At 68.5% G+C, this 24937-nt stretch carries 2 protein-coding genes (1 of these 2 cut by a window edge); one reads left to right on the top strand and one right to left on the bottom strand.

Going from position 1 to position 24937, the window contains the following annotated elements; translation table 11 throughout:
- Positions 1-2 precede the first annotated feature (2 nt).
- A complete protein-coding gene (locus tag AB0H76_RS20675) occupies positions 3-7181 on the bottom strand; it encodes a glycohydrolase toxin TNT-related protein (RefSeq protein WP_357326296.1) in 7179 nt (2392 codons plus the stop codon).
- A 597-nt stretch (positions 7182-7778) separates the two neighbouring features.
- On the opposite strand from AB0H76_RS20675, the gene AB0H76_RS20670 reads away from it, so the two are divergent.
- The coding region annotated (locus tag AB0H76_RS20670; protein ID WP_357326293.1) for a non-ribosomal peptide synthase/polyketide synthase crosses the window boundary (this coding region is incomplete at its 3' end): on the top strand, positions 7779-24937 show 17159 of its 32366 nt. Its footprint extends 15207 nt past the window's final position.

Here is a 24937-nt window from a genome sequence, read left to right as displayed (position 1 = left end):
GCTCAGCTGTCTCCTTGACTCTCAGTGGCGTTGGGTTTTGACGGGATCTTGAATCGGCGGATTCGAACCCCCTTGTATTCCCCGCGTTTGTGTGCAGGCTCTTGGGCGGTCGCCTCGGTGGCCTCTTCATGGACCTGTGCCCGCGACTCGGCGTAATAGAGATTACCCTTGTCTCGGGCCTTCTCGAGTTCCGGAACCAGGTCCTGTTCGTCCGACGTACCTTTATTCTTCATCACTTCCAGTATGTGATCGAAGTACTTATCGCTTCCTTGCTCGTGGCCCGCGGCGGTCCCCAAGCTGGCGTGCGGACTTTTTGCTTCCAGCACGATGAAGACTTCGGTATCGTCGGCTAGCTTCACTCGGTAGATCCGATCGAACCGACCTTGCTTCCGTCCGTCATTCGCGTCCGGAACATGGTGCTCGGGTTCGAACGATTTCGCGTCGGGGAACAACTCGGCGACCAGCGCTCGCGCGCCCTCGTCGGCAGCTGCCTCGCCCAAGTCTTCGGCTTGATTGGTCAGATCCGCAAAGCCCTCTTTGACTTTTGCGCGCTCCTGTAGGAGTTTTTCGGTTTCCTGTCGGAGCTCATCCGCGCGCTTGTCGAGGCGGTCGGCCTCTTGGCGAGCCTGTTCGGATTGCGGGTCCGCAGCTCGGATATCTGCGGCCTTACGACGTAGCTCCTGCTCGACCTTGTCGATGTCCTTGGTGGTGATGTTCTTGACGTCGTCATCCACGAACTCACGCTTCGCGGGTTCGGGAGATGGATTTCTGCCGAGTTCCCTCGCGGCTTCCTTCCATTGTTCGGCAAACTTGGTGCGCTGTGTCGACTCTCCCGACTGTCTCGCACGCAGTGTGTCGAGGGCTGTTTGGCGTTGTTCGGCGTACCGCTGGGCGGCGGTGGCGTCGGCGTTGTTTTCGGAAGGCGAAGCCGCATACGTCTGTGGGGGGCCATCATAGTCATGCCGGGTGATGTTTTCGGCGACCTCCCAATTGCCGCTTTTCGGTGGGGTCTCCCTGATCCGGGGAAGCGAGTCGCCGAAGACATCGTGAGTGTAATTCGGGCGTCGTCGGCCATCGCTACCGTAGTGATAATCGCGGTACTGCGGATCGGTGATGCGCTTCTCGATCGGCTTGTTGGCAAGGTCGGCTGAAGGCTCCGATCGCAGAGCACGCGCCTTGGTGTCCGGCAAGCCGGTTGATTTGGTAGCGGGGTCTTGGGCGTTCGGGTCGGCAGAGTCGCCCATGTAGTCGACAGGGGTGGTCGGGTCGGTGTTATTGGGGGACGAGGGGATTCCGGTAGTTCGCGCAGGTGTGGTGCCGTCAGGATTGGACGGGTGGTGGGTGGTCCAGGTGCCGTTGTCGCGGACGTGGGCGGGGGAGTCGGGCTTGTTGGGGGTGCCGACCGCGTTGGTGGGGACGGTTACGGGGGAACCGAGTTCATTGGCGATGCGCTGTGCGAGCTCGGGGTTGTTGGCGGTGTTGCAGGCGATCAGGCGGACGGGGGTGCCCGGGGTGAAGGCGGGGTTCGAGCGGATGGCGTCGACGATTTGTTGCTCGGTGAGGCCGCCGAGGGGTCTGCCGTTGGCGTCAGCGTGCAGGATTACGTCGAAATGGCCTTCGTTGCGCAGGTTTTCGCGGACGCGGTGGGTGGTGGGGTCATCGCCGATGCTGGTGCTGTGTGGGGTGTGGTGGGTGTTCGGTGGTGGGGTGGGGCGGGTCTGGTCTGCGGGCGACTTCGACGCGTCGGGATGGGGATCCGGATTGGTGTCGGTCGGGCGGTTGCTGGGGTCTGTAGCACGGCTTGTGTCGGATTGTGAAGTGGTAGGGGAGGTTTGGGTTGGCCGGTCGGTGTGGTCGGAATCGGCCGATGGGTGCGTTTTGAGCGAGGTCGGTGTGGTGTCCGCGGGCGTCGTGGTGGGCTGTGCGACTGGCGCGGGATTGGTCGCTTTATCCGTGGTCGGGCTCGGCTGTGCGGAGTCCGGTGTGGTCGCGGCTGTCGGCGGCGTTTGGGTGTTCGGCTGGTCGGCGGGAGTCGGGTTGCCGGCGGGCGGAGTGTCGTTCGGGGTGGTTGAATCCGAGGCCGGCGCAACCGTCGGCTGATCGCCGATGCGGGGTTCATTTTTTGGGCTGGTGCTCGCCGGGGTCTCCGGCGTTGTGGTCTCGACTGGATCGACAGGCGGTGGATTTTCGGTCGAATCAGTCTTGGGTTCTGTAGGTTTGGCCGAGGTGTCGTGGGGGGATTTGCTGCTGCCGTTCGGATCGTTCGGAGTCGTCGAATCTTTAGGGCTGGTTGAATTCGCTGGGGTGGCTGAATCTGCCGGGTGGTTCGAAGTACCCGGGGTGCCCGAATCTGCGGGACTGCTCGAATTCGCGGAGTTACTGGTGACAGGCGGGGCCGCTGCGTTGTTTGGCGAATTCGCGTCTGCCGGAGTTCTCGGGTTGGTTGCATCGCCCGGGGGAGCGGCTTCAGGTTTGGTGGGCGACTGGTCGCCCGTTATGCCCTTGGGGGCGCTGCTGGTCGGATCGGCGGGCGTGCGCGGATCGGTAGCGCTGTCCCCGGTATTTGTTCGAGGGATCGCTGGGACTTCGCGTAGGTAGCCCTCATTGATCAGGGCTTGGACCGAGGCGGGGAGGTAATGCTGGGTGCCGCCGCCGTTTTCGCCCATCGCCGGTGCGATCGGTCCGGCCCACACGGGAAGGGGCTTGAGGACTTCGTATTGGTGATACTGCTCGCCGCTGAGATTGCCGGGTGGCAGCGCCCGCTCACGGTAAGGAACTTCGGGAGGTGAGGTGAACCGGCCGTTGGGTGCGCCGAAGCGGTCGATGATCTCGCCGGGTTCGAGTACGGCCGGGGTTCGATCGGTGGGGCTCAGGAAGCCTTGCGGGTGCCGGTGCTTGTTCGGCCAGATCAGATTGTTGGTGTCTTTGTCGCGGTGCTCCCTGTTCCAGTCCTCTTCGGTTTTGTGCTCTTGATAGAGCTTGAAATTTTCTGGTAGCAGGCTGTCCACAGCTGGATCACCGCGCCCTACTCCGGGCGCGGGCGGCCAACTTCCGTGCTTCGCGTGATAGGCGTCGTTCTCCGCCGTCAGCTTCTTGTCGAGCTCCGTGAGGCGCTGGCGTTCGCTGTCGTCCAGATCGGGATGAACCAGGTCATCGGTTGGAACACCCTGGCCATTGGTGTAGGCGAAGGGATTGTTGGGATCGACCTGTTTGGGTGTCTTGTCGTCATCGTCATCCGCTTCTTTCCCGGCGGGGTCGCCCTTGTCCGGGTCCGATGGGTCCGATTCGAGCTCGGGATCGGCGTTCTCCGAATCGTCTTTCGACGGATCCGTTGGCGTTCCGTCGCCCATGAGGTCGACCGGGGTGTCGTCCGTGGGTTTGGTGTTGCTGGGCTGATCGGGGTGGTTGAGGGACTGAGTGGGGGCGGCCGGGGTTGCGGTAGAGGGGGTTTGGGGGGTGTGGGTTTGCCAGGTGCCGTTGTCGCGGATGTGGGCGGGGGAGTTGGGGCGGGCGGGGACGCCGACGGCGTCGGTGGCGGAGTGGACGGGGGAGCCGAGTTCGTTGGCGAGGCGTTGGGCGAGGCCGGGGTTGTTGGCGGCGTTGCAGGCGACGAGGCGGATGGGGGTGCCGGGGGTGAAGTTGGGGTTGGCGCGGATGGCGGCGACGATTTGCTGGTCGGTGAGGCCGTTGAGGGGGCGGCCGTTGCGGTCGGCGTGGAAGACGACGTCGAAGTGGCCCTCGTTGCGGAGGTTTCGGGCTACGCGCTGAGTGGTGGGGTCGTTGCCGATGGAGGTGCCGGTGGGGGTGTGGTTGGTGTTCGGGGGTGGGGTGTCGGCGGGAGTGGTGTTGAGAGGTGTTTGGTCGGTGGGTGTTTGGGGCTGGGACGCCGGCGGCTGCTGCGGTTGCGCACCGGATTGCTGCGGTTGAGACGTCGGTTGCTGTGGCTGAGTAGTCGGCTGCCCCTGTGGCTGAGAAGTCGGCTGTCCCTGTGGCTGAGTGGTCGGCTGTTGCCGGGGCTGGGTATCCGGCCGATGTTGAGGTTGGGAACTCGGCTGGGTGGGTGCTTGCTGCTGTGGCTGGGCGGTCGGCTGTTGCCGGGGCTGGGTATCCGGCCGATGTTGGGGCTGGGAATTCGGCTGGGTGGGTGCCTGCTGCTGCGGTTGAGAGGTCGGCTGTTGCCGTGGTTGGGAATTCGGCTGTTGTTGGGGCTGGGTGGTCGGCCGGGTGGGTGCTTGTTGTTGTGGCTGGGTGGGGCGGGTGCTGGGGGCGTCGGGGTTCCACGGGGTGGAGAGGGGGTCGGCTTGGCGTTGTTTTTGGGCTAGCCAGTCGCGGAACTCCTGGTCGGAGCGCGGGGTGTAGGGGTTTGTGGTGGATTGCGCTGGGGTCGAGGTGTCTTGGCGTGTGGGCGGGGGCGACATCGGGGGCCGGGTGTCGGACGGGTTCGTGTAGGGGTTGGTGTTGCGCGACGGGGTTGATTCGGGAGCTCGGGTGTCGGGGATGTTCCGGAGCGGGCTCTGGTCTTCGAATCGGCTGGGGCGCTGAGTGTTCGGGGATTGACTTGGACGCCCGGTATCGCCTTGAAGCGGCCGGGTGGGGCTGTTCGGTTGCGTGCGATCACCCGGGTGCGAAGGGGTTTGATCGGGACGCGTTGCGGGAAAGATGTTTTGGTCAGAACGCGTCGGTGAAGTGGGGCGCTGATCCGGTCGCGACGATGTGTTGTCGGGGCGCGTAGTGGACGAGGGGTTTTCGCTCGATCGCGTGGAAGGGGCGTCGGGACGCTGTGCAGGGGTGGGGTTTTGAGTGGGGCGAGCCGCATTCGGGGTGGCGGGGGAGCCGGGATCGCCCTGCTGCGGGGTGACGTTCGCGCGAGGCGAATCAGGTTGTGTCGAGGTGGGGAAGCTGGTGACCGGAGGGGTGCCGGTTGCTGTCGCGGTGGAGGCGGCCGCGGTGCTGGTGTCGGTGTTCGCGGGCTGAGCGGGAGTTGCCGGTGTGGTCGGTGACGTGGGGGCGGCGGGAGTCGTCGGAGTCGTGGGGGCGGCAGGTGTGGTTGTGCCCGGGGCTGCGGGAGTGGTGTCCGACGGGCTGACCGGTGTGGTGGGGGAAGGGTTTTGGGCCGCAGGAGTGTCGGCGGCGGGGGTGCTCGGCTGCGCCGGGGTGGCTGCTGCGGGCTGCTGCGGCGTGGGGTTGGCCGGTGCCGTAGTGGCGGGCTGTGGCGAGGACGGTTGGGCGTTGGACGGCTGGCCCTGCTGCGGATTCGTCGACTGTGGCTGTTGGCTCGGCGACTGCTGCGACGGGTTCTGTTGCGCTGGTTGGCTGTCAGGTGATTGCTGGGTCGGCGTTTGCGGACTCGGCTGTGTGTCCGTCGGCTGGCTCGGTGACTGCTGGGTCGGGTTCTGCTGGCCGGGCTGTGTGTCCGTCGGCTGACTCGGTGACTGCTGAGTTGGGTTCTGCTGGCCAGGTTGCGTGTCCGAGGGCTGGCTTGGTGACTGTTGTGAGGGGTTTTGTTGGCCGGGCTGTGTGTCCGAGGGTTGACTGGGCGACTGTTGCGACGGGTTTTGTTGCGTCGGTGCGGTGTCGGACGGCTGGCTAGGCGACTGCTGCGTGGGGTTCTGCTGCCCCGGCTGGGTATCCGACGGCTGGCTCGGGGACTGCTGAGTCGGGTTCTGCTGGCCCGGTTGAGTATCCGACGGCTGACTCGGCGACTGCTGCGACGGATTCTGTGGCGATGGCTGTGTGTCCGCAGGCTGGCTGGGGTTCTGCTGCGACGGGTTCTGTTGCGTTGGCTGAGCATCCGATGGCTGACTCGGCGACTGCTGCGAGGGGTTTTGTTGGCCCGGCTGTGTGTCCGAGGGCTGACTGGGCGACTGTTGCGACGGGTTTTGTTGCGCCGGTGCGGTGTCGGACGGCTGACTCGGTGACTGCTGCGTGGGGTTCTGCTGGCCCGGCTGAGCGTCCGAAGGCTGGCTCGGGCTCTGTTGCGCGGGCTGTGTGGGCTGTTGGTTCTGTGCCGGGTTGGTCTGGCCCGGGTTGTCGCCGGTATTGGCAGGGTTAGTGCTGCCAGGGTTTGCGGGGTTGGTGCTGCCAGGGCTGTTATCGCTTGGATTGGCAGGATTCTGGGTGTCAGGGTTGCCCTGGTTCTGACCGGCCGGGTTGGTGGGGTTGCCGTTGCCGGAGGGGTTGTTCTGCTCCCCGGACGGGTTCCCGTCCCCGTTCCCCTCTCCGTTGTTCGTCCCCGCCGGATTCGTAGACCCGGGATTATGACTCCCCCCGTTCTCCAACGCACTCTGCCCAGCCCCCGCCGCCGACGACGTCAGATTCTCCAACGAGAACGCATCCGACAGATCGAACGGCTGATCGGTCAGCGCCGCGGTAGTGGCCGCCGCCGCAACTTCTCCGGCGAGCCCGGCACCGACCTCCGTCGCACCGTCCTTCAACGCGGAAGTGATCTTGTTCCCACCGGGACTACCGGACCCGGAGGTGAGCGCGCCTTCGGTGGCACCGGCGGCCGCCGCGGCCGCGATCGTGGCCCCGGATTCCTTCCACTCCTCTTTGGTGAGCATGTCCCGGTTACCGGCGGCCACCTGAGCGAGCTTGAGCCCGATCTCGAGAAAGCCTTCTTCCAGAACCGCGGACCAGGCCCCTTTCAGCGCCGCACGGGCGGCGGCTTTCAGCCCGGCTTTGGACAGGATGCGCTTGAGCAGGGCTTTCAACGCGACGCGGATGGCGATGCGGGTGGCGGTCTGGGCGGCGGCCGCGGTGGCCGCGCCGGCGGGCGCGCCGACACCGGTGGCCATCTCGGCGAGCGCGATCGCCATTTCGACGGCGAAGATCACCAGGGAGGCGATGATGACGAGCTTGGTGTGCTCGATGTCGGCGGCGCCGTCGCCGATCTCGTCGGCGAGGGTTTCGATGGTTTTGGTCAGGCCGTCGAAGGCGCCCTGACCGCCGCCGAGTTTGGTCCAGTGCGCGGCGAAGGCTTCGCCGGTGGAGCCGTCGAGCTGGGCGATGGCCTGTTCGACGGCGTGGGTGGCTTCGTCGTCGAGGTCGGTGAGGGTGGTGGCCAGCGTGGTCCAGGCGTCTTCGACGCGGCGCATGGCGGTCTCGTCACCCTCGGGCCAGTCACCGGCGCCGACAACATATTTGGCGACCCACTGCAACGAGTCCGGTATCTCGATCCCCACCCGTACCCCTTCGAAACCGCCCGCCCGCTAGCCGGGCCCAAACATACCTACAACCCGTTAGACGCGGCGAGATCAAACCAGGTTCCACTTGATTTCGAACGCTCGACAGGCCCGGCGATATGGGCAGAATGTCCAGTTCGGTGCCGGCCCTGATGCGGGACCGAGATGGCGTCTCACATGGTGGGCGCGGCGGCGCCGGAGCTCGCACGGGCGGCTGTGAGATCGCCGACAGCAAATCCAGCAAACTCCTGCTGAGCCGACTGCCAGGTCCGATACCGGATCGCTATGGATCTTGGTTGGTTCGATGCCAGCGGCGACGGTAGATTGTTTCGGTGGTCTGTAGCGAAGGTCCCGGCGATGCCGGTCGGTGGGTCATGGGCTTGGTCGAGCCCATGTAACGAGATCGACCTTGGACAGATAGTGCCAATGAACATTTTTGTGCCTGATTGATTATGAGAACTGAACCTGGACACACGGGCGCCACGCTTCGGTAGGTGAGCGTCCTGTTCGGGTGTCGTCGGGGAGCGCTTGCGTGGTGTTCCGGAAGCGAGGTTTCGGTTGGACCGGCAGGATGAGGGCGGGAACAGCGACTTTGGTGTGGAGTACTTCCCACTGTCGCCCGCGCAGCTGGGCATCTGGTATGCCCAGCACGTCGATCCGCAGGTGCCGATCAATATCGCCCAGTATGTCGATCTGCGCGGCGCCCTGGATGTAGGCGCGCTCGAGCAGGCCAGCCGCGACGCGGCCGTCGAACTGGGTTCGGGCTTCCTGCGGATCGTGGAGCGCGCGGGTGAGCCGTTCCAGACGATCGACACCACCCAGGACTCCACGCTGGAGTACATCGATCTGCGTGGCGAGGCCGATCCGGAGGCCGCCGCGCAGGAGTGGATGCGCCGCGAGTACAGCCGCCCGCTCGATGTCGTCGCCGATCGCCTGATCCGCGCGGCCGCGCTGCGGCTGGCCGACGAGCACTGGTTCTGGTATTCCCGCGCGCATCACATCATGCTCGACGGTTTCGGCGCGATGACGTTCATGACCCGGATCGCGGAGCTCTACACCGCGGCGGTGACCGGGGCCGAGGTCAAGCCGTCCAAGGCCACCGATCTGCGCACGCTGCTCGCCCAGGAGCTCGACTACCGCGAGAGCACCCGGTTCCAGTCCGACAAGGAGCACTGGGCCCAGCGGGTGGCGGGTCTGGAGGAGGGTTCCAGCCTCGCGGGTCGTTCCGCGCCGCCCGCGCCGGTCAACGGCATCGCCGGTGCGGCGCTGACGAGTGAGCAGGACGGGCTGCTGGCCGAGGCGGTCACGCGCCACGACAACTCGCCGGCCGGTCTGCTGATCGCCGGTTTCGCGGCGTATCTGGCGCAGTTGACCGGTGCCGAAGATGTGATCCTGAGCTTGCCGGTGACCGCGCGTACCACCGCGGCGATGCGCCGCTCGGGTGGTGTGGTGTCCAACATCGTGCCGCTGCGGTTGCAGGTCGGGCACGAGACCACGGTGGCCGAGCTGCTCAAGGCGGTGACGGTCGAGGTGTCGGGCGCGCTGCGGCATCAGCGTTACCGGCACGAGGACATCCGCCGCGATTCCGCGGGCGAGGGTGTGGTGTCCACGGAGTTCTTCGGTCCGTGGGTCAACATCATGCTGTTCCAGAACGAGATGGTGCTCGGCCCGATCGTGGGCGAGCTGCAGGTGCTGTCGACGGGCAGTATCGAGGATCTGGGCGTCAATTTCTATCAGTCGGCGGGCAAGCGGTCCCATATCGACTTCGAGACCAACCCGAATCTCTACACCGACGTCGAAGCGCGGCGGCATCATTCGCGGTTCCTGGAGTTCTTCGATCGGTTCCTGGCCGCGGACGCCGAGGCGCGGGTGTGGGCGTTGCCGGTCATCGGCGCGGCCGAGCGCGAGCAGACGCTGGTGGAGTGGAACGACTCCGAGCACGAGGTGCCGGTCACCACGCTGCCGGCGCTGCTGGACTGGCAGATCCCGCTGACCCCGGACAACATCGCCCTGGATTTCGAGGGCGAGCAGCTGACCTACGCCGAGTTCGGTGCGCGGGTCAACAAGCTGGCCCGGTTCCTCATCGCCGACGGCGTCGGCCCGGAGTCGCTGGTCGCGCTGGGGATGCGGCGTTCGCTGGAACTGGTCATCGGCATGCACGCCGTGCTCAAGGCCGGTGGCGCGTACGTGCCGATCGATCCGGATCATCCGGCCGAGCGCACCGCCTACATTCTCGAGTCCGCCGATCCGGTCTGTGTGCTGACGCTGTCCTACGACGACCTCGAACTGCCCGAACAGATGCGCCGGGTGGCCATCGACACGCTGGACACCGCGGCCTACTCCGAAGCGCCGGTGACGGATTCGGATCGCCTGGCGCCGCTGCGCCCGGACAACACCGCCTACGTCATCTACACCTCGGGTTCCACCGGGCGCCCGAAGGGCGTCGCGGTCACTCATCACGCGATCGTCAACCAAGAGCTGTGGATGCTCGACGAGTACCGGTTGACCGCCGACGATGTGTACCTGCAGAAGACGGCGACCACCTTCGACGTGTCGCTGTGGGGCTACTTCCTGCCGCTGCTGGTCGGCGCCAAGCTGGTCATCGCCAGCCCGGACGGCCACCGCGATCCGCTCTACGTCGCCGACATGATCGAGCGCCATGGCGTCACGGTCACCGACTTCGTGCCCTCGATGCTGACGGTGTTCGTCTCGCACGCCACCGTGGCCCAGTGCGCCACGCTGCGCGCGGTGTACGTGATCGGTGAGGCGCTGCCGCCGGAGACCGCCGCCGGTTTCCGCGTCCTGTCCACCGCCGGCCTGCACAACCTGTACGGCCCCACCGAGGCCGCCGTTTCGGTGACCTACTGGGAGGCCACCGCCGCCGACACCATCACGGTGCCGATCGGCATCCCGGAGTGGAATGTCGATGTCTACGTGCTGGATTCGCGGCTGCGACCGGCCGCGATCGGTGCTCCGGGTGAGCTGTATCTGGGCGGGCGCCAGCTCGCCCGCGGCTACCGCGGACGCCCGGACCTCTCCGCGGACCGGTTCGTCGCGAACCCGGTCTCGGGCAGCGGTGCGCGCATGTACCGCACCGGTGACCTGGTGCGCTGGAACGCCGAGGGCGTGCTGGAGTACATCGGCCGCACCGACTTCCAGGTCAAGTTCCGTGGTCAGCGCATCGAGCTCGGTGAGATCGAGACCGTCACGCTGGCCCACCCCGCGGTCAGCCAGTCCGCGGTGCTGGTGGTCGACACCGCTACCGGCCAGCAGCTGGTCGCCTACGTTGTGCCCGCGCCGGGGCAGTCGATCGATCCGGTCGAGCTGACCCGCTTCGCCGCCGAGCAGTTGCCCGCCTACATGGTGCCCGCCTCGGTCATGGTGCTCGAGGCGTTCCCGCTCAACACCTCCGGCAAGCTGGACCGTAAAGCGCTGCCGGACCCGGTGTTCAGCGCCGACGCCGCCGGCTTCCGGGCCCCGCGGACCCAGGCCGAGCACATCGTGGCCGGCATCTTCGCCGATGTCCTGAGCCAGGACCGGCTGGGCATCGACGACAACTTCTTCGATCTCGGCGGTAACTCGCTGGTCGCCACCCAGGTGGTCTCGCGGATCGGCGCCGCCTTCGGCACCCAGATCGGGGTCCGGGCGCTGTTCGAGACTCCGACCGTCGCCGGGATCGCCGCGCGTGCCGAGAACGCCGCGCCCACCGACGGCGCTCGCCCGCCGCTGGTGGCCCAGCAGCTGCCCGCCCGGGTGCCGCTGTCGCTGGCCCAGCAGCGGATGTGGTTCATCAACCAGTTCGATCCGGCCGCACCGACCTACAACCTGCCGTTCGTGGTCCGCCTGCGCGGCCGCGTCGACATCGACGCCCTGCAGCTGGCGCTCAACGATGTGATGGCCCGCCAGGAGTCGCTGCGCACCGTGTTCCCGGAGTCCGGGGACGGCGGTTACCAGCAGCTGATTCCGGACGACGAGATCAATCTCGCGATCTCGGTGCAGGCCATCGACGAATCCGAATTGCAGTCCACCCTCACCCAATTCGCGGCCACCGGCTTCGACGTGTCGCGGGAACTGCCGATCCGGGTGCGGATCTACCAGGTGACCGGCGGCTCCACCAACGGCACGCCCGATCACGCGGTCGCCTTCGTGGTGCATCACATCGCGGCCGACGGTTTCTCCTTCGGTCCGCTCTCGCGCGATGTCGCCGCCGCCTACCTGGCGCGCGCGGCGGGCGAGCCCCCGGCGTGGGCGCCACTGCCGGTGCAGTACCAGGATTACAGCATCTGGCAGCGCGAGCTGCTCGGCTCGGAAGCCGATCCGGCATCCATGGCCGCGCGCGAGATCGCCTACTGGCACCGGCAATTGGCCGGTCTGCCGGATCAGCTGGATCTGCCGACCGACCGCCCGCGCCCGCCGATGCAGAGCTTCCACGGCAGCCGGGTCAGCTTCGGCATCGACCCCGAGCTGCACACCCGTCTGTCGGCTTTGGCACGGGCCCAGGGTGTTTCGCTGTTCATGGTCATGCACGCCGCGCTCGCGGTGCTGCTGGCGCGGCTGTCGGGTACCAGCGATATCGCCATCGGCACGCCGGTGGCAGGCCGTGGCGAGCAGGCGCTCGACGACCTGATCGGCATGTTCGTCAACACCCTGGTGCTGCGTTCGGATGTGGACGGCAACCAGCCGTTCACCGAATTGCTTTCCCGGACACGCGAAACCGATCTCGCCGCGTTCTCCTACGCCGACATCCCGTTCGAGCGTCTGGTCGAGGTGATCAACCCGACCCGCTCGCAGGCGCGGCATCCGCTGTTCCAGGTGATGCTCTCCTTCCAGGAGATGTCGCACGCGACCTTGGAACTGCCGGGGCTCACGGTCACCGCCGACGAGCTCGATGTCGATATCGCCAAGTTCGATCTGCAGTGGACGGTCACCGAGGAGCACGGCGCGCACGGTGAACCGGCGGGCATGACCGCGGTGGTTTCCTACGCCACCGATCTGTTCGACGCCGGCACCGTCGCCGAGTTCGGCAACCGTTTTCTGCGCGTGCTCGAAACCGCCGTCACCGCACCGGAATCCAAAGTGCAGGACATCGACATCCTCGATGCCGAGGAACGCGATCTGGTCCTCACCGGCTGGAACCGCACCGCGCACGAGGTGCCCGCGGCGACGCTGGTCTCGATGTTCGAGGCGCAGGCGGCGCGCACGCCCGAGGCGATCGCGCTGAGCTTCGAGGGGACGACTCTGTCCTACGCCGAGTTCGGCGCGCGGGTGAATCAGCTGGCCCGGCACCTGATCTCGCTGGGCGTGGGCCCGGAGTCGATGGTCGCGCTCGGCATGAGCCGCTCGCTCGAACTGGTCATCGGCATGTACGCGGTGAGCGTCGCCGGTGGCGCGTATGTGCCGCTGGACCCTGATCATCCGGCCGAGCGCACCCACTACGTGCTCGAGACCGCGGCACCGGTCTGTGTGCTGACCACCGCCCGCGACGAGTTCGACGCGGGCTCGGTGCCCGCCCTCGAGATCGACGAGCTGGACCTGGCCGAGTACTCGGCCGAACCGGTCGCGGCCGCGGAACGTCGCGGCGCGCTGCGTGATTCGAACACCGCCTACGTGATCTTCACCTCCGGCTCGACCGGACGCCCGAAGGGTGTCGCGGTCTCGCACGCCGCGATCGTGAACCGCCTGGTGTGGATGCAGACCGAGTACGGGCTCACCGAGTCCGACGTGGTGCTGCAGAAGACCCCGGCCACCTTCGATGTGTCGGTGTGGGAATTCTTCTGGCCCTTACAGATCGGCGCCCGCCTGGTCATCGCGAAGCCGGACGGCCATCGCGACCCGTCGTACCTGATCGACGTGATCACCGAGGAGCAGGTCACCACCGCGCACTTCGTGCCGTCGATGATGTCGGTGTTCGTGGCCGAGCTGCACCCGGACGAATGCCACAGTCTGCGCAATGTCTTCGCCTCCGGTGAGGCGCTGCCCGCGGCCACCGCGCAGCGCCTGGTCGCCATGACCGGTGCGCGGCTGCACAACCTCTACGGCCCCACCGAGGCCGCGGTCGACGTCACCTTCCACGAGGTCACCGTCGCCGATACGGTGTCGGTGCCGATCGGCGCGCCGGTGTTCAACACCCAGGTGTACGTGCTGGATTCGCGCCTGAATCCTGTTCCGGTCGGTGTCGCGGGTGAGCTGTATCTCGCGGGCGTCCAGTTGGCGCGCGGGTATGTGGCGCGCCCGGATCTGTCCGCCGATCGTTTCGTCGCCAACCCCTACGGTGACGACGGTGCGCGCATGTACCGCACGGGTGACCTCGTCACCTGGACCGCTGCCGGTGAGCTGGAGTACCTGGGCCGCACCGACTTCCAGGTGAAGCTGCGTGGTCTGCGGATCGAGCTCGGTGAGATCGAAGCCGCGCTGACCGGTCTGGATTCCATCGCGCAGGCGGTGGTGCTGGTGCGCTCCGACGACCGCCTGGGTGACCAGCTGGTCGCGTATGTGATCCCCGACGCGGCGCAGGCCGGTGTCGATGTCGACGGTGTGCGCCTCGAATTGGCGGGTGAGCTGCCCGCCTACATGGTGCCCTCGGCGTTCGTCGTGCTCGACGAGTTCCCGCTCAACGCCTCGGGCAAGCTGGACCGTAAGGCGTTGCCCGCGCCGATCTTCGAGGTCAAGACCTTCCGCGCGCCCTCGACCCCGATCGAGGAGATCGTCGCCCAGATCTTCGGCGAGGTGCTCGGCATCTCCCGGATCGGCGTCGACGACGACTTCTTCGAGCTCGGCGGCAACTCGCTGATCGCGACCCAGGTCGCCTCTCGCCTGGGCATCGCCCTGGATACCCGTGTCCCGGTGCGCATGCTGTTCGACGCCTCCACCGTGGCCGCGCTGGCCGCCCGGGTGGAATCCCGCGCCGGTGACGGCGCCCGCAAGGCGCTGGTCGCCCGCGAGCGTCCGGACGAGGTGCCGCTTTCCCTTGCACAGCAGCGCATGTGGTTCCTGAACCGCTTCGACACCGAGTCCGCGGTCAACAACATCCCGGTCGCGATCCGGCTGTCCGGCGAACTCGATGTCGCCGCGCTGCAGGTCGCGGTGATCGACGTGATCGACCGGCACGAGTCGCTGCGCACCGTGTTCCCGGAGACCACGGGCGGCCCCGTGCAGGTAGTGCTGGACGCGGCGCAGATCGTGCCCGACCTCACCCCGTACCGGGTGACCGAGGCGACGCTGTTCGAGCACCTGATCGACCTGGCGTCGATGGCCTTCGACGTCACCAGCGAAGTCCCTTTGCACGCCCGGCTTTTCGAGATCAGCGACACCGAGTACGTGCTCGGCATGGTGATGCACCACATCTCCGCCGACGGCTGGTCCATGGGCCCGCTGGCCCGCGACGTCATGGTCGCCTACGCCGCGCGCACCCTGTGGGAGCCCCCGGCCTGGTCGGAACTGCCCGTGCAGTACGCCGACTACTCGCTGTGGCAGCGCGAGGTCCTCGGGTCCGAGGACGACCCGAAGTCGTTGATCTCCAACCAGATCGCCTACTGGGCGCGCGAACTCGCCGATCTTCCCGACGAATTGGTGCTGCCCTCGGACCGGCCGCGTCCGGCGGTGGCCAGCTACCGCGGTGGCACCTACCCGTTCGTGATCGCCGGGCAGACCCAGCGCGCGCTGATCGAGCTGGGTCGCCGCTACAACGCCTCGCCGTTCATGGTGATGCACAGCGCGCTGGCGGTGCTGCTTTCGCGCCTGTCCGGCAGCGACGACATCGCGATCGGCACCCCGGTCGCCGGTCGCGGTGAGGCCGCGCTGGACGACCTGATCGGCATGTTCGTCAACACCCTGGTGCTGCGCACCCGGATCGAGCAGACCGCGAGCTTCGCGGACCTGCTCGCCACCGCGCGCGAGACCGACCTGCACGCCTTCGCCCACGCCGACGTGCCGTTCGAACGCCTGGTGGAGGTGCTCAACCCGGCCCGCTCCCAGGCCCGTCATCCGCTGTTCCAGGTGATGCTGGCCTTCCAGAACACCAAGCAGGCCAACCTGGAACTGCCCGGCCTGTCGATCAACGGCATCGATTACGACGCCGGGCTGGCCAAGTTCGACTTGCAGCTCACGTTGCAGGAGATCCAGGACGAGCACGGCGAATCGACCGGGATGTCGGCCGAGTTCTCCTATGCGCAGGACCTTTTCGACGAGGACACCGTCGCGGCGTTCGCCGCCCGGCTGGACCGGATCCTGGCCGCGATCCTCGCGGACCCGGACGTGCCCGTCGGCGATATCGAGCTGCTCGACGAGCGCGAACGCGACCTGGCCCTGCTGGGCTGGAACGACACCGCTCGGGCGCTGGACTCCGCGGGCACGCTCGTCGCCGAGTTCGCCGCCCAGGCCGCGGCGACCCCGAACGCGGTCGCCCTCGTCGACCCCGAGACCGGCGCCGCGCTGAGCTACGCCGAGTTCGCGAGCCGGGTCAACCGGCTGGCCCGCCGCCTGGTGGTGGCCGGCGTCGGCCCGGAAACCCTGGTCGCGCTGGGGCTGCGCCGCTCGGTCGACCTGGTCGTCGCCGCGTACGCGGTGCAGGCCGCGGGCGGCGGCTATGTGCCGCTCGACCTCGATCAGCCCGCCGAACGCATCGGTTACGTGCTGGAATCGGCGGCACCGGTCTGCGTGCTGACCACGTCCCGGGACGGCTTCGGCGCCACCGGTCTGTCCACGATCAGCGTCGACGACGAGGACCTATCGGGCTACTCCGACGCCGCGCTCACCGACGCCGATCGCCGCGCCCCGCTGCGCCCGCAGCACCCCGCCTACGTCATCTTCACCTCCGGCTCGACCGGACGGCCGAAGGGTGTCGCGGTTCCGCATGCCGCCGTGGTGAACCAGATCCGCTGGATCACCGGCGAATACGGCATCGACGCCGATGATGTGGTGCTGTTCAAGACTCCTGCCACCTTCGACGTGTCGGTGTGGGAGTTGTTCGGCCCCTTGAGCACCGGTGGCCGGATCGTGGTCGCGAGCCCGGACGGGCATCGGGATCCGCAGTATCTCGCCGACGTGATCGAGACCGAGCGGGTCACCATGACCTCGTTCGTGCCCTCCATGCTGACCGTCTTCGCGGGCAGCGCCGACACCACCGGCGGCGCGGCCAAGCTGGCGTCGCTGCGCACCCTGTTCATCGCCGGTGAGGCGTTCACCGGCGATCAGGTCAAGGCGATCCGGCGGGTCAGCTCGGCCGAGCTCTACAACCTGTACGGCCCTACGGAATTCACCGTGCACGCCACGCACGCCCCCGTCGCCGCGACCGTCGAGGGCGCGGTGCCGATCGGCCTGCCGGTCTGGAATGCCCAGGCCTACGTGCTGGATTCGCGACTGCACCCGGTTCCGGCCGGCGTCGCCGGTGAGCTGTACATGGCCGGTGATCAGCTGTCGCGCGGCTACTACGGCCGTGTCGATCTGACCGCGGATCGCTTCGTGGCCAACCCCTTCGGGACCGGCGGCCACCGGATGTACCGCACCGGTGACCTCGTCACCCGCACTGCCGACGGGTCGATCGTCTACCTGGGCCGCACCGACTTCCAGGTCAAGCTGCGCGGCTTGCGGATCGAGCTCGGCGAGATCGAAACCGCCCTGACCGCACACGATTCCGTCGCCCAGGCGGTAGCGCTGGTGCGCTCGGACAGCCGCACCGGCGACCACCTCGTCGGCTATGTGGTTCCGGCCGGCGACGCCGTCATCGACCTGGATGAACTGCGCGCCCACCTGAGCGCGCTGCTGCCGTCCTACATGGTGCCCGGCGCCATCGTCGTGCTCGACGTGATGCCGCTGAACCCCAACGGCAAGCTGGATCGGAAAGCCCTGCCGGAGCCGGTCTTCGAGGCCCGCGAGTTCCGCGCGCCCGGCACCCCGATCGAGCAGATCGTGGCCGGCACCTTCGCCGAGGTGCTCGGCCTGGCCGAGCGCCCGGTCGGCCTGGACGACGACTTCTTCGATCTCGGCGGCAATTCGCTGATCGCGACCCAGGTCGTGGCCCGCCTGAGCGCGGCCCTGGACACGCGCGTCCCGGTCCGCCTGCTGTTCGAGGCGCCGACCGTCGCCGCGCTTGCCGGTCGCCTGGAGGCGCACGCCGGCACCGGCTCGCGCCCGGCGCTGGCCCCGGTCGAGCGCCCGGAGCACCCGCCGCTGTCGCTGGCGCAGCAGCGCATGTGGTTCCTGAACCGCTTCGACGCCGATTCCGCCGCCAGCAACATCCCGGTCGCGGTGCGCCTGCACGGCCAGCTCGACATCGACGCGCTGCGCCAGGCCGTCGCCGATGTGATCGCGCGGCACGAGTCGCTGCGCACCATCTACCCGTCCCACGAGGGCATCGCCTACCAGCAGGTGCTGCCCACCTCGCAGGCCGTGCCGCGCCTGGACGTGGACTATGTCGCCGAGAACGAGATCGCGCTCGCGCTCTACGATTTCGCGATCGAGGGGTTCGACGTCACCGCCGAGCCGCCGGTCCGGCTGCGGGTCTTCCAGATCGATGCCCGCCCGGGCAGCGGTCACCGCTGGCGCGACACCACCCAGGACTACGTGCTCGCGGTCGTCGTGCATCACATTGCCGCCGACGGCTTCTCGATGCGCCCGCTGGTCCGCGACCTGATGTCGGCCTACATCGCGCGCCGCGCCGATGCCGCGCCGGGCTGGTCGCCGCTGCAGGTGCAGTACATCGACTACGCGCTGTGGCAGCGCGAGACCCTGGGCTCCGAGGACGATCCGGGCGCGCTGATCACCGGTCAGCTGAACTACTGGCGGGACGCGCTCGACGGGCTGCCGGAGGAACTGCGCCTGTCCACCAGGCAGCGTCCGGCCGTCGCGTCGTATCAGGCCGGGACACACCGCTTCCGGGTGCCCGCGGACCTGGTCGAGGAACTGAACCGGGTCGCGCACGCCAACGGCACCACGCTGTTCATGGTGGTGCACGGGGCCTTCGCCGCGCTGCTGGCGCGGATGAGCGGCACCGAGGACATCGCCATCGGCATCCCGTCCGCGGGCCGCGGCGAGCAGGGCCTCGACGATCTCGTCGGCATGTTCGTCAACACCCTGGTGCTGCGCACGAATGTCGATGCGGCGCAATCGTTCACCGAGCTGCTCGCGCAGGTCCGGGAGCGCGACCTGCAGGCCTTCGCGCACACCGACGTGCCGTTCGAGCGACTGGTCGAGGTGCTCAACCCGGCCCGTTCGCAGTCCCGGCATCCGCTGTTCCAGGTGATGCTGTCCTTCCAGAACCTGGGCCGGACCGCGCTGGAGCTGCCGGGTCTGCGCGTCTCGGAACTCGAAATCGACCAGCCGACAGCCAAGTTCGACCTGCAGCTGTCGCTGGGCGAGGTCGCCGGCGACGGTCGCGAGTCGGCCATGGACGCCGAATTGGTGTTCGCCACCGATCTTTTCGATACCGCGTTCGCCACCGCGTTCGGTGATCGCTTCGTGCGGGTGCTGCGCGGTGTGGCCGCCGACCCGGCCGTCACCCTCGGCGACATCGAGTTGCTCGACGCCGCCGAACGCGCCCTGGTCCTGGATCGGTGGAACGACACCGAATTCGACGTCGACGCCGCGCTGACCTCGCCGATCGGCGATGCCGCCGCGACCCTGGTGTCGATGTTCGAGGCCCAGGTGGAGCGCACGCCGGACGCGACCGCCCTCACCTTCGAGGGGACGAGTCTCTCCTACGCCGAGTTCGCCGCGCGGGTGCACCGCCTGGCACGCTGGCTCAAGAAGTCCGGTGTCGGCCCGGAATCGTATGTCGCCCTGGGTATGCGGCGTTCGCTGGATCTGCTGGTCGGCGTCTACGCCGTGCAGGCCGCCGGCGGCGCCTACGTGCCGCTGGACCCGGATCACCCGGCCGAGCGCATCGAGCACATCCTGGATACGGCCCGGCCGGTCTGCGTGCTGACCTCCGGGGACGACCTGGCGAACACCTCCGCGCGTCAGGTGCGCATCGACCAGCTGGACCTGTCAGCGTTCTCCGACGCGCCGCTGACCGACGCCGAGCGGCACCGCCCGCTGCGCCCCGGCAACACCGCCTACGTCATCTTCACCTCCGGTTCCACCGGACGCCCCAAGGGCGTCGCGGTCTCGCATGCCGCGATCGTCAACCGCATGGTGTGGATGCACGCCCAGTACGGGCTCTCCGCCGAGGATGTCGGCCTGCAGAAGACGCCGTCCACCTTCGACGTGTCGGTGCCGGAGTTCTTCTGGCCCTTGCAGATCGGCGCGCGCCTGGTCATCGCCAAGCCGGACGGGCACCGCGATCCGGCCTACCTGGCCGAACTGATCCAGCGCGAGCAGATCACCGCCGCGCACTTCGTGCCGTCCATGCTGTCGGTGTTCATCAACGAAGACGCTGCCGCGCACTGTGTTTCGCTGCGGCACGTGTTCTGCTCGGGCGAGGGTCTGCCCGCGCCCGCCGCGCAGCGGATCCGGGAGCTGACCGGCGCCCGCGTGCACAACCTGTACGGCCCCACCGAGGCCGCGGTCGAGGTGACCTTCCACGAGGTCGTCGACGCCGACATCAGCTCGGTGCCGATGGGCGCGCCGGTGTTCAACACCCAGGTGCTGGTGCTCGACGCGCGCCTGCACCCGGTGCCGGTGGGCGTCCCGGGTGAGCTCTATCTGGCGGGCGCGCAGCTCGCACACGGCTACGTCGGCCGTCCCGATCTGAGCTCGGACCGTTTCGTCGCCAACCCCTTCGGCGCGCTGGGCGATCGTGCCTACCGCACCGGCGATCTCGTGGTGTGGACCCCGAACGGTGAACTGGAATACCTGGGCCGCACCGACTTCCAGGTGAAGGTGCGCGGCCTGCGCATCGAGCTCGGCGAGATCGAGGGCGCGCTCACCGCGCAGGGTTCGGTGTCCCAGGCCGTGGTCGTGGTGCGCCACGACGAGCACACCGGCGATCAGTTGGTGGCCTACCTGGTCGCGAACCCGGACCGGGCCATCGACATCGAGTCGGTCAAGGACACCCTGGGCCGGCAGCTGCCGACCTACATGGTGCCCGCCGCCTACCTGGTGCTGGAGGAGTTCCCGCTCAACGCCTCCGGCAAGCTGGACCGCAAGGCCCTGCCGGAACCGGTCTTCGAGGCCCGCGAGTTCCGCGCGCCCGCCACCCCGGTGGAGCAGATCGTGGCCGGCGTCTTCGGCGAGGTGCTCGGGGTGGACCGGGTCGGCCTGGACGACGACTTCTTCGCCCTCGGCGGCAACTCCCTGGTCGCGACCCAGGTCGCGGCGCGCCTCGGCGAGGCCCTCGATACGCAGGTGCCGGTGCGCCTGCTGTTCGAGACCGCCAATGTCGCGGCGCTGGCCGCACGCGTGGAATCGGCTGCCGGACAAGGCGGCCGGGCCCCGCTGACCGCACGGCCGCGCGCGGCCGGTGCGCTGGCGCCGCTTTCGCAGGCACAGCAGCGGATGTGGTTCCTGAACCGCTTCGACAACCAGACCGCAGTCAACAACATCCCGGTCGCCATCCGGCTGACCGGTGATCTCGACGTCGCGGCGCTGAGCGCCGCCATCGCCGACGTGCTGGCCCGCCACGAGGCGCTGCGCACCGTCTACCCGGAGGTGGAGGGCACCGGTTTCCAGCGGGTGCTGCCCGTCGACGAGGTCCGGTTCGAGCTCACCGCGCAACCGGTCAGGCACGCCGAATTGGCTTCGCGCATCGTAGAACTGGCGAGTGTGCACTTCGACGTCACCCGCGAGGCCCCGTTCCGCGCGCAGCTGCTGCGCCTGGACGAGCGCACCCATGTCGCGGTGCTGGTGATGCACCACATCAGCGGTGACGGCTTCTCGCTGCGCCCGCTGCTGCGCGATGTCGTCCTCGCCTACACCGAGCGCGCCCGGGGCGAGATCCCCGGCTGGGCGCCGCTCGAGGTGCAGTACGCCGACTACGCGCTCTGGCAGGCCGAGGTGCTCGGCGCCGAGAGCGATCCCGAATCGGTGGCCGCGCGCCAGATCTCGTACTGGACCGAGCAGCTGCGTGATCTGCCCGAGCAGATCGAACTGCCCGCCGACCGGCCGCGGCCGGAGATCGCCGCCAATACCGGTGGGCTGCACAACTTCTCGATCGACGCCGAGCTGCGTCAGGCGCTCGAGGACACTGCCCGCGCGCACGGGGTCACCCTGTTCATGGTGGTGCACGCCGCGCTCGCCACCTGGGCCGCGCGGTTGTCCAACAGCACCGACATCGCCATCGGCACCCCGGTCGCCGGTCGTGGTGAGCGGGCGCTGGACGACCTGGTCGGCATGTTCGTCAACACCCTGGTGCTGCGCAGCGCGGTCGACCTCGGCGCCAAGTTCAGCGACCTGCTCGAGCAGGTCCGCCGCACCGACCTGGCCGCGTTCGCGCACGCCGACGTGCCGTTCGAGCGGCTCGTCGACGTGCTCAGCCCCGCGCGCTCGCAGGCTCATCATCCGCTGTTCCAGGTGGCGCTCACCTTCGAAGCCGCCTCGGCCTCGGACATGGGCACCGTCGGACTGCCCGGCCTGGACCTCGACGTAGTCGAATTCGACGCGGGCACAGCCAAGTTCGACGTGCAGCTGACCGTCGGCACGACGCGTACCGGCGAGATGGCGCTGTCCTGGAACTACGCCACCGAACTGTTCGATCCGGAGACGGTGGCGGCCTTCGCCGATCGCCTGGTGCGCATCCTGCGCAGCGTCGCCGAGGATCCCGCGATCGTTGTCGGCGACATCGATCTGCTCGGGGAAGCCGAGCGCCTGGATGTCTCGCAGCGCTGGGTCTCCTCCGGAAACGACACGGCGACCGGCCGTTTCGCCGATTCCGAGATCACCCTGGTCGAGCTGTTCGACGAGATGGTGGCCGCGCACCCGAACCACACCGCCGCCAAGTTCGGCAACGAGGCGCTGACCTACGCCGAACTCGACCGCCGCGCGAACGTGCTGGCACGCCGGCTGATCGCCGACGGCGCCGGGCCCGAAGCGCTGGTCGCGGTGATCCTGCCGCGCTCGCTGGACCTGGTCGTCGCCCTGCTGGCCGTGGTGAAGACCGGCGCGGGGTACGTGCCGGTCGACCCGACCTATCCGGCCGACCGCATCGCCTACGTGCTCGAGGACTCCCGGCCGACGAGCGTCATCCTGGACTCCACCGTCCAGGTGCGGGTGCCCGCGGAACTGCCGAGCGTGGTGCTCGACGGATTCGCCGTGGAGACCGGCGATGTCGAGGACGCCGACGATCTGCCGATCACCGACGCCGACCGCCTGGCGCCGCTGTCGCCGGATCACGTCGCCTACGTCATCTACACCTCGGGCTCGACCGGCCGCCCCAAGGGCGTGGCGGTCGCGCACCGGAATGTGGTGCGGCTGTTCGCCAATACCGACCGCGACTTCGGCTTCGGCGCCGAGGACGTGTGGACGCTGTTCCACTCCTACGCCTTCGACTTCTCGGTCTGGGAGCTGTGGGGCCCGCTGCTGTTCGGCGGCACCGTGGTGGTCGTGGACTACTACACCTCGCGCTCACCCGAGCAGTTCCTGGAACTGCTGCGCGGGGAACGGGTTACGGTGCTCAACCAGACGCCGTCCGCGTTCTACCAGCTGGCCGAGGCGGATCGCATCGCCGCGTCCGGCGCCGCGCCACTTGCCCTGCGCTACGTGGTGTTCGGCGGCGAGGCGCTCGAATTGCGCAGGCTCGGTGACTGGATCGCGCGCCACGGCGACGGCCTGTCGCCGGGGACGGGTCCGCTGCTGGTCAACATGTACGGCATCACCGAGACCACGGTGCACGTGTCCTACCGCGCGCTGGACGCCGCGACCATCGCCGCCGCCTCCGGCAGCATCGTCGGCCGCGCCATCGCGGGGCTGCGGGTGTTCGTGCTCGATGACCGGCTCAAGCCGGTCCCGGTCGGTGTCGCGGGCGAAATGTATGTCGCCGGACCGCAATTGGCGCGCGGCTACCTGCGCCGCCCGGACCTGACCGCGACCCGTTTCGTGGCCAACCCGCTCGGCGGCGGCGGTGCGCGCCTGTACCGCTCCGGTGACCTGGCCCGCTGGAACCGCTTCGGCGAGCTCGAATACCTGGGCCGCGCCGACGATCAGGTGAAGGTCCGCGGTTTCCGCATCGAGCTCGGCGAGATCGAGGCCGCCGTGCTGGCCCAGCCGGGCATCGCCCAGGCCGCGGTCATCGTGCGCGAGGACCAGCCGGGCGATCAGCGCATCGTCGCCTACGTGGTCTCCGACCCAGACGTGGCGCCGGATCTGGACGTGGTGCGCGCCGGTGCGGGCGAGCGACTGCCGTCCTACATGGTGCCCACGGCGCTGGTGCGCCTGGAATGGATTCCGCTGACCGTCAACGGGAAACTGGATCGGCGCGCGCTGCCCGCGCCCGCCGTGCAGGCCCGCAAGTTCCGTGCGCCGGTCACCCCGGTGCAGGAGGCGATCGCGACCGTCTTCGCCGAGGTGCTCGACCTGCCCCGGGTGGGCGTCGACGACGACTTCTTCGAGCTCGGCGGCAACTCGCTCATCGCCACCCGGGTGGCGTCCCGGATCGGCGCGGCGCTCGGCGCTACCGTCGCGGTGCGCGCGCTGTTCGAGGCCTCCACCGTGGAAGCGCTGGCGGCGCGGCTGGAATCACACACCGGCGCGGCCCGCGCCCGCCTGGTCGCGCGCTCGCGCCGGGCCGGCGAGCTGGTGCCGCTGTCCTTCGCGCAGCAGCGCATGTGGTTCCTCAACAAGTACGACACCGCCTCCGCGGCCTACAACCTGCCGCTGGCCCTGCGGCTCACCGGCGCGCTCGACGTCGCGGCGCTGCGTGCGGCGATCGCGGACGTGGTGCGCCGGCACGAGTCGCTGCGCACCCGCTACCCCGAGCACGGCGGCAGCCCGGTGCAGCTGATCGTCCCGGCCGAGGACGTCGAGCTCGATCTGCATCCGGTGCCGGTCGAGGCGGCCGAGCTGATCACCGCGGTGACCGAGTTCGCCACCGTCGGATTCGATGTGGCCGAAGAGGTTCCGCTGCGGGCCCGGCTCTACCGGGTGGCCGCCGACCAGCACGTGCTCGTCGTGGTCGTGCACCACATCGCCGGTGACGGGTTCTCCATGGGCCCGCTCAGCCGCGACGTGATGCTCGCCTACACCGCGCGTGCCCAGGACAGCGCGCCCGGCTGGGCGCCGTTGCAGGTGCAGTACGCCGACTTCGCCGTGTGGCAGCGCGAGGTCCTCGGCAGCGAGGACGACGCGGACTCGCTGCTGGCGAGCCAGGTCGCCTACTGGCAGCAGGCGCTGGCCGGGCTCCCCGACGAGCTGACATTGCCCACCGACCGGCCACGTCCGGCCGTGGCCTCGCTGCGCGGCGCCACGCTGGAGCGTGAACTGCCCGCCGAACTGATCGCCGCGCTGGACGAGATCGCCCGGCAGCGGGGCGCCTCGCTGTTCATGGTGCTGCACGGCGCCCTCGCGGTGCTGCTGGCCCGCCTGACCGGCACCGAGGACATCGCGATCGGCTCCCCGATCGCGGGCCGTGGCGAGCAGGCCCTCGACGACCTCGTCGGCATGTTCGTCAACACCCTGGTGCTGCGCACCGGCATTCAGGGCTCGGAGTCCTTCGCCGAGCTGCTCGATCGGGTCCGCACCACCGACCTGGACGCTTACGGCAATGCCGACGTCCCGTTCGAGCGGCTGGTGGAGCTGCTCGCGCCGGAACGCTCGCAGGCCCGCAATCCGCTGTTCCAGGTGGCGCTGTCCCTGCAGAACCTGGATCGCACCAGCCTGGAACTGCCCGG

The sequence above is a fragment of the Nocardia sp. NPDC050712 genome (assembly GCF_040654295.1).
In the GTDB taxonomy this organism is placed as follows: domain Bacteria; phylum Actinomycetota; class Actinomycetes; order Mycobacteriales; family Mycobacteriaceae; genus Nocardia.
This window is presented reverse-complemented; position numbering and strand designations above follow the sequence as displayed.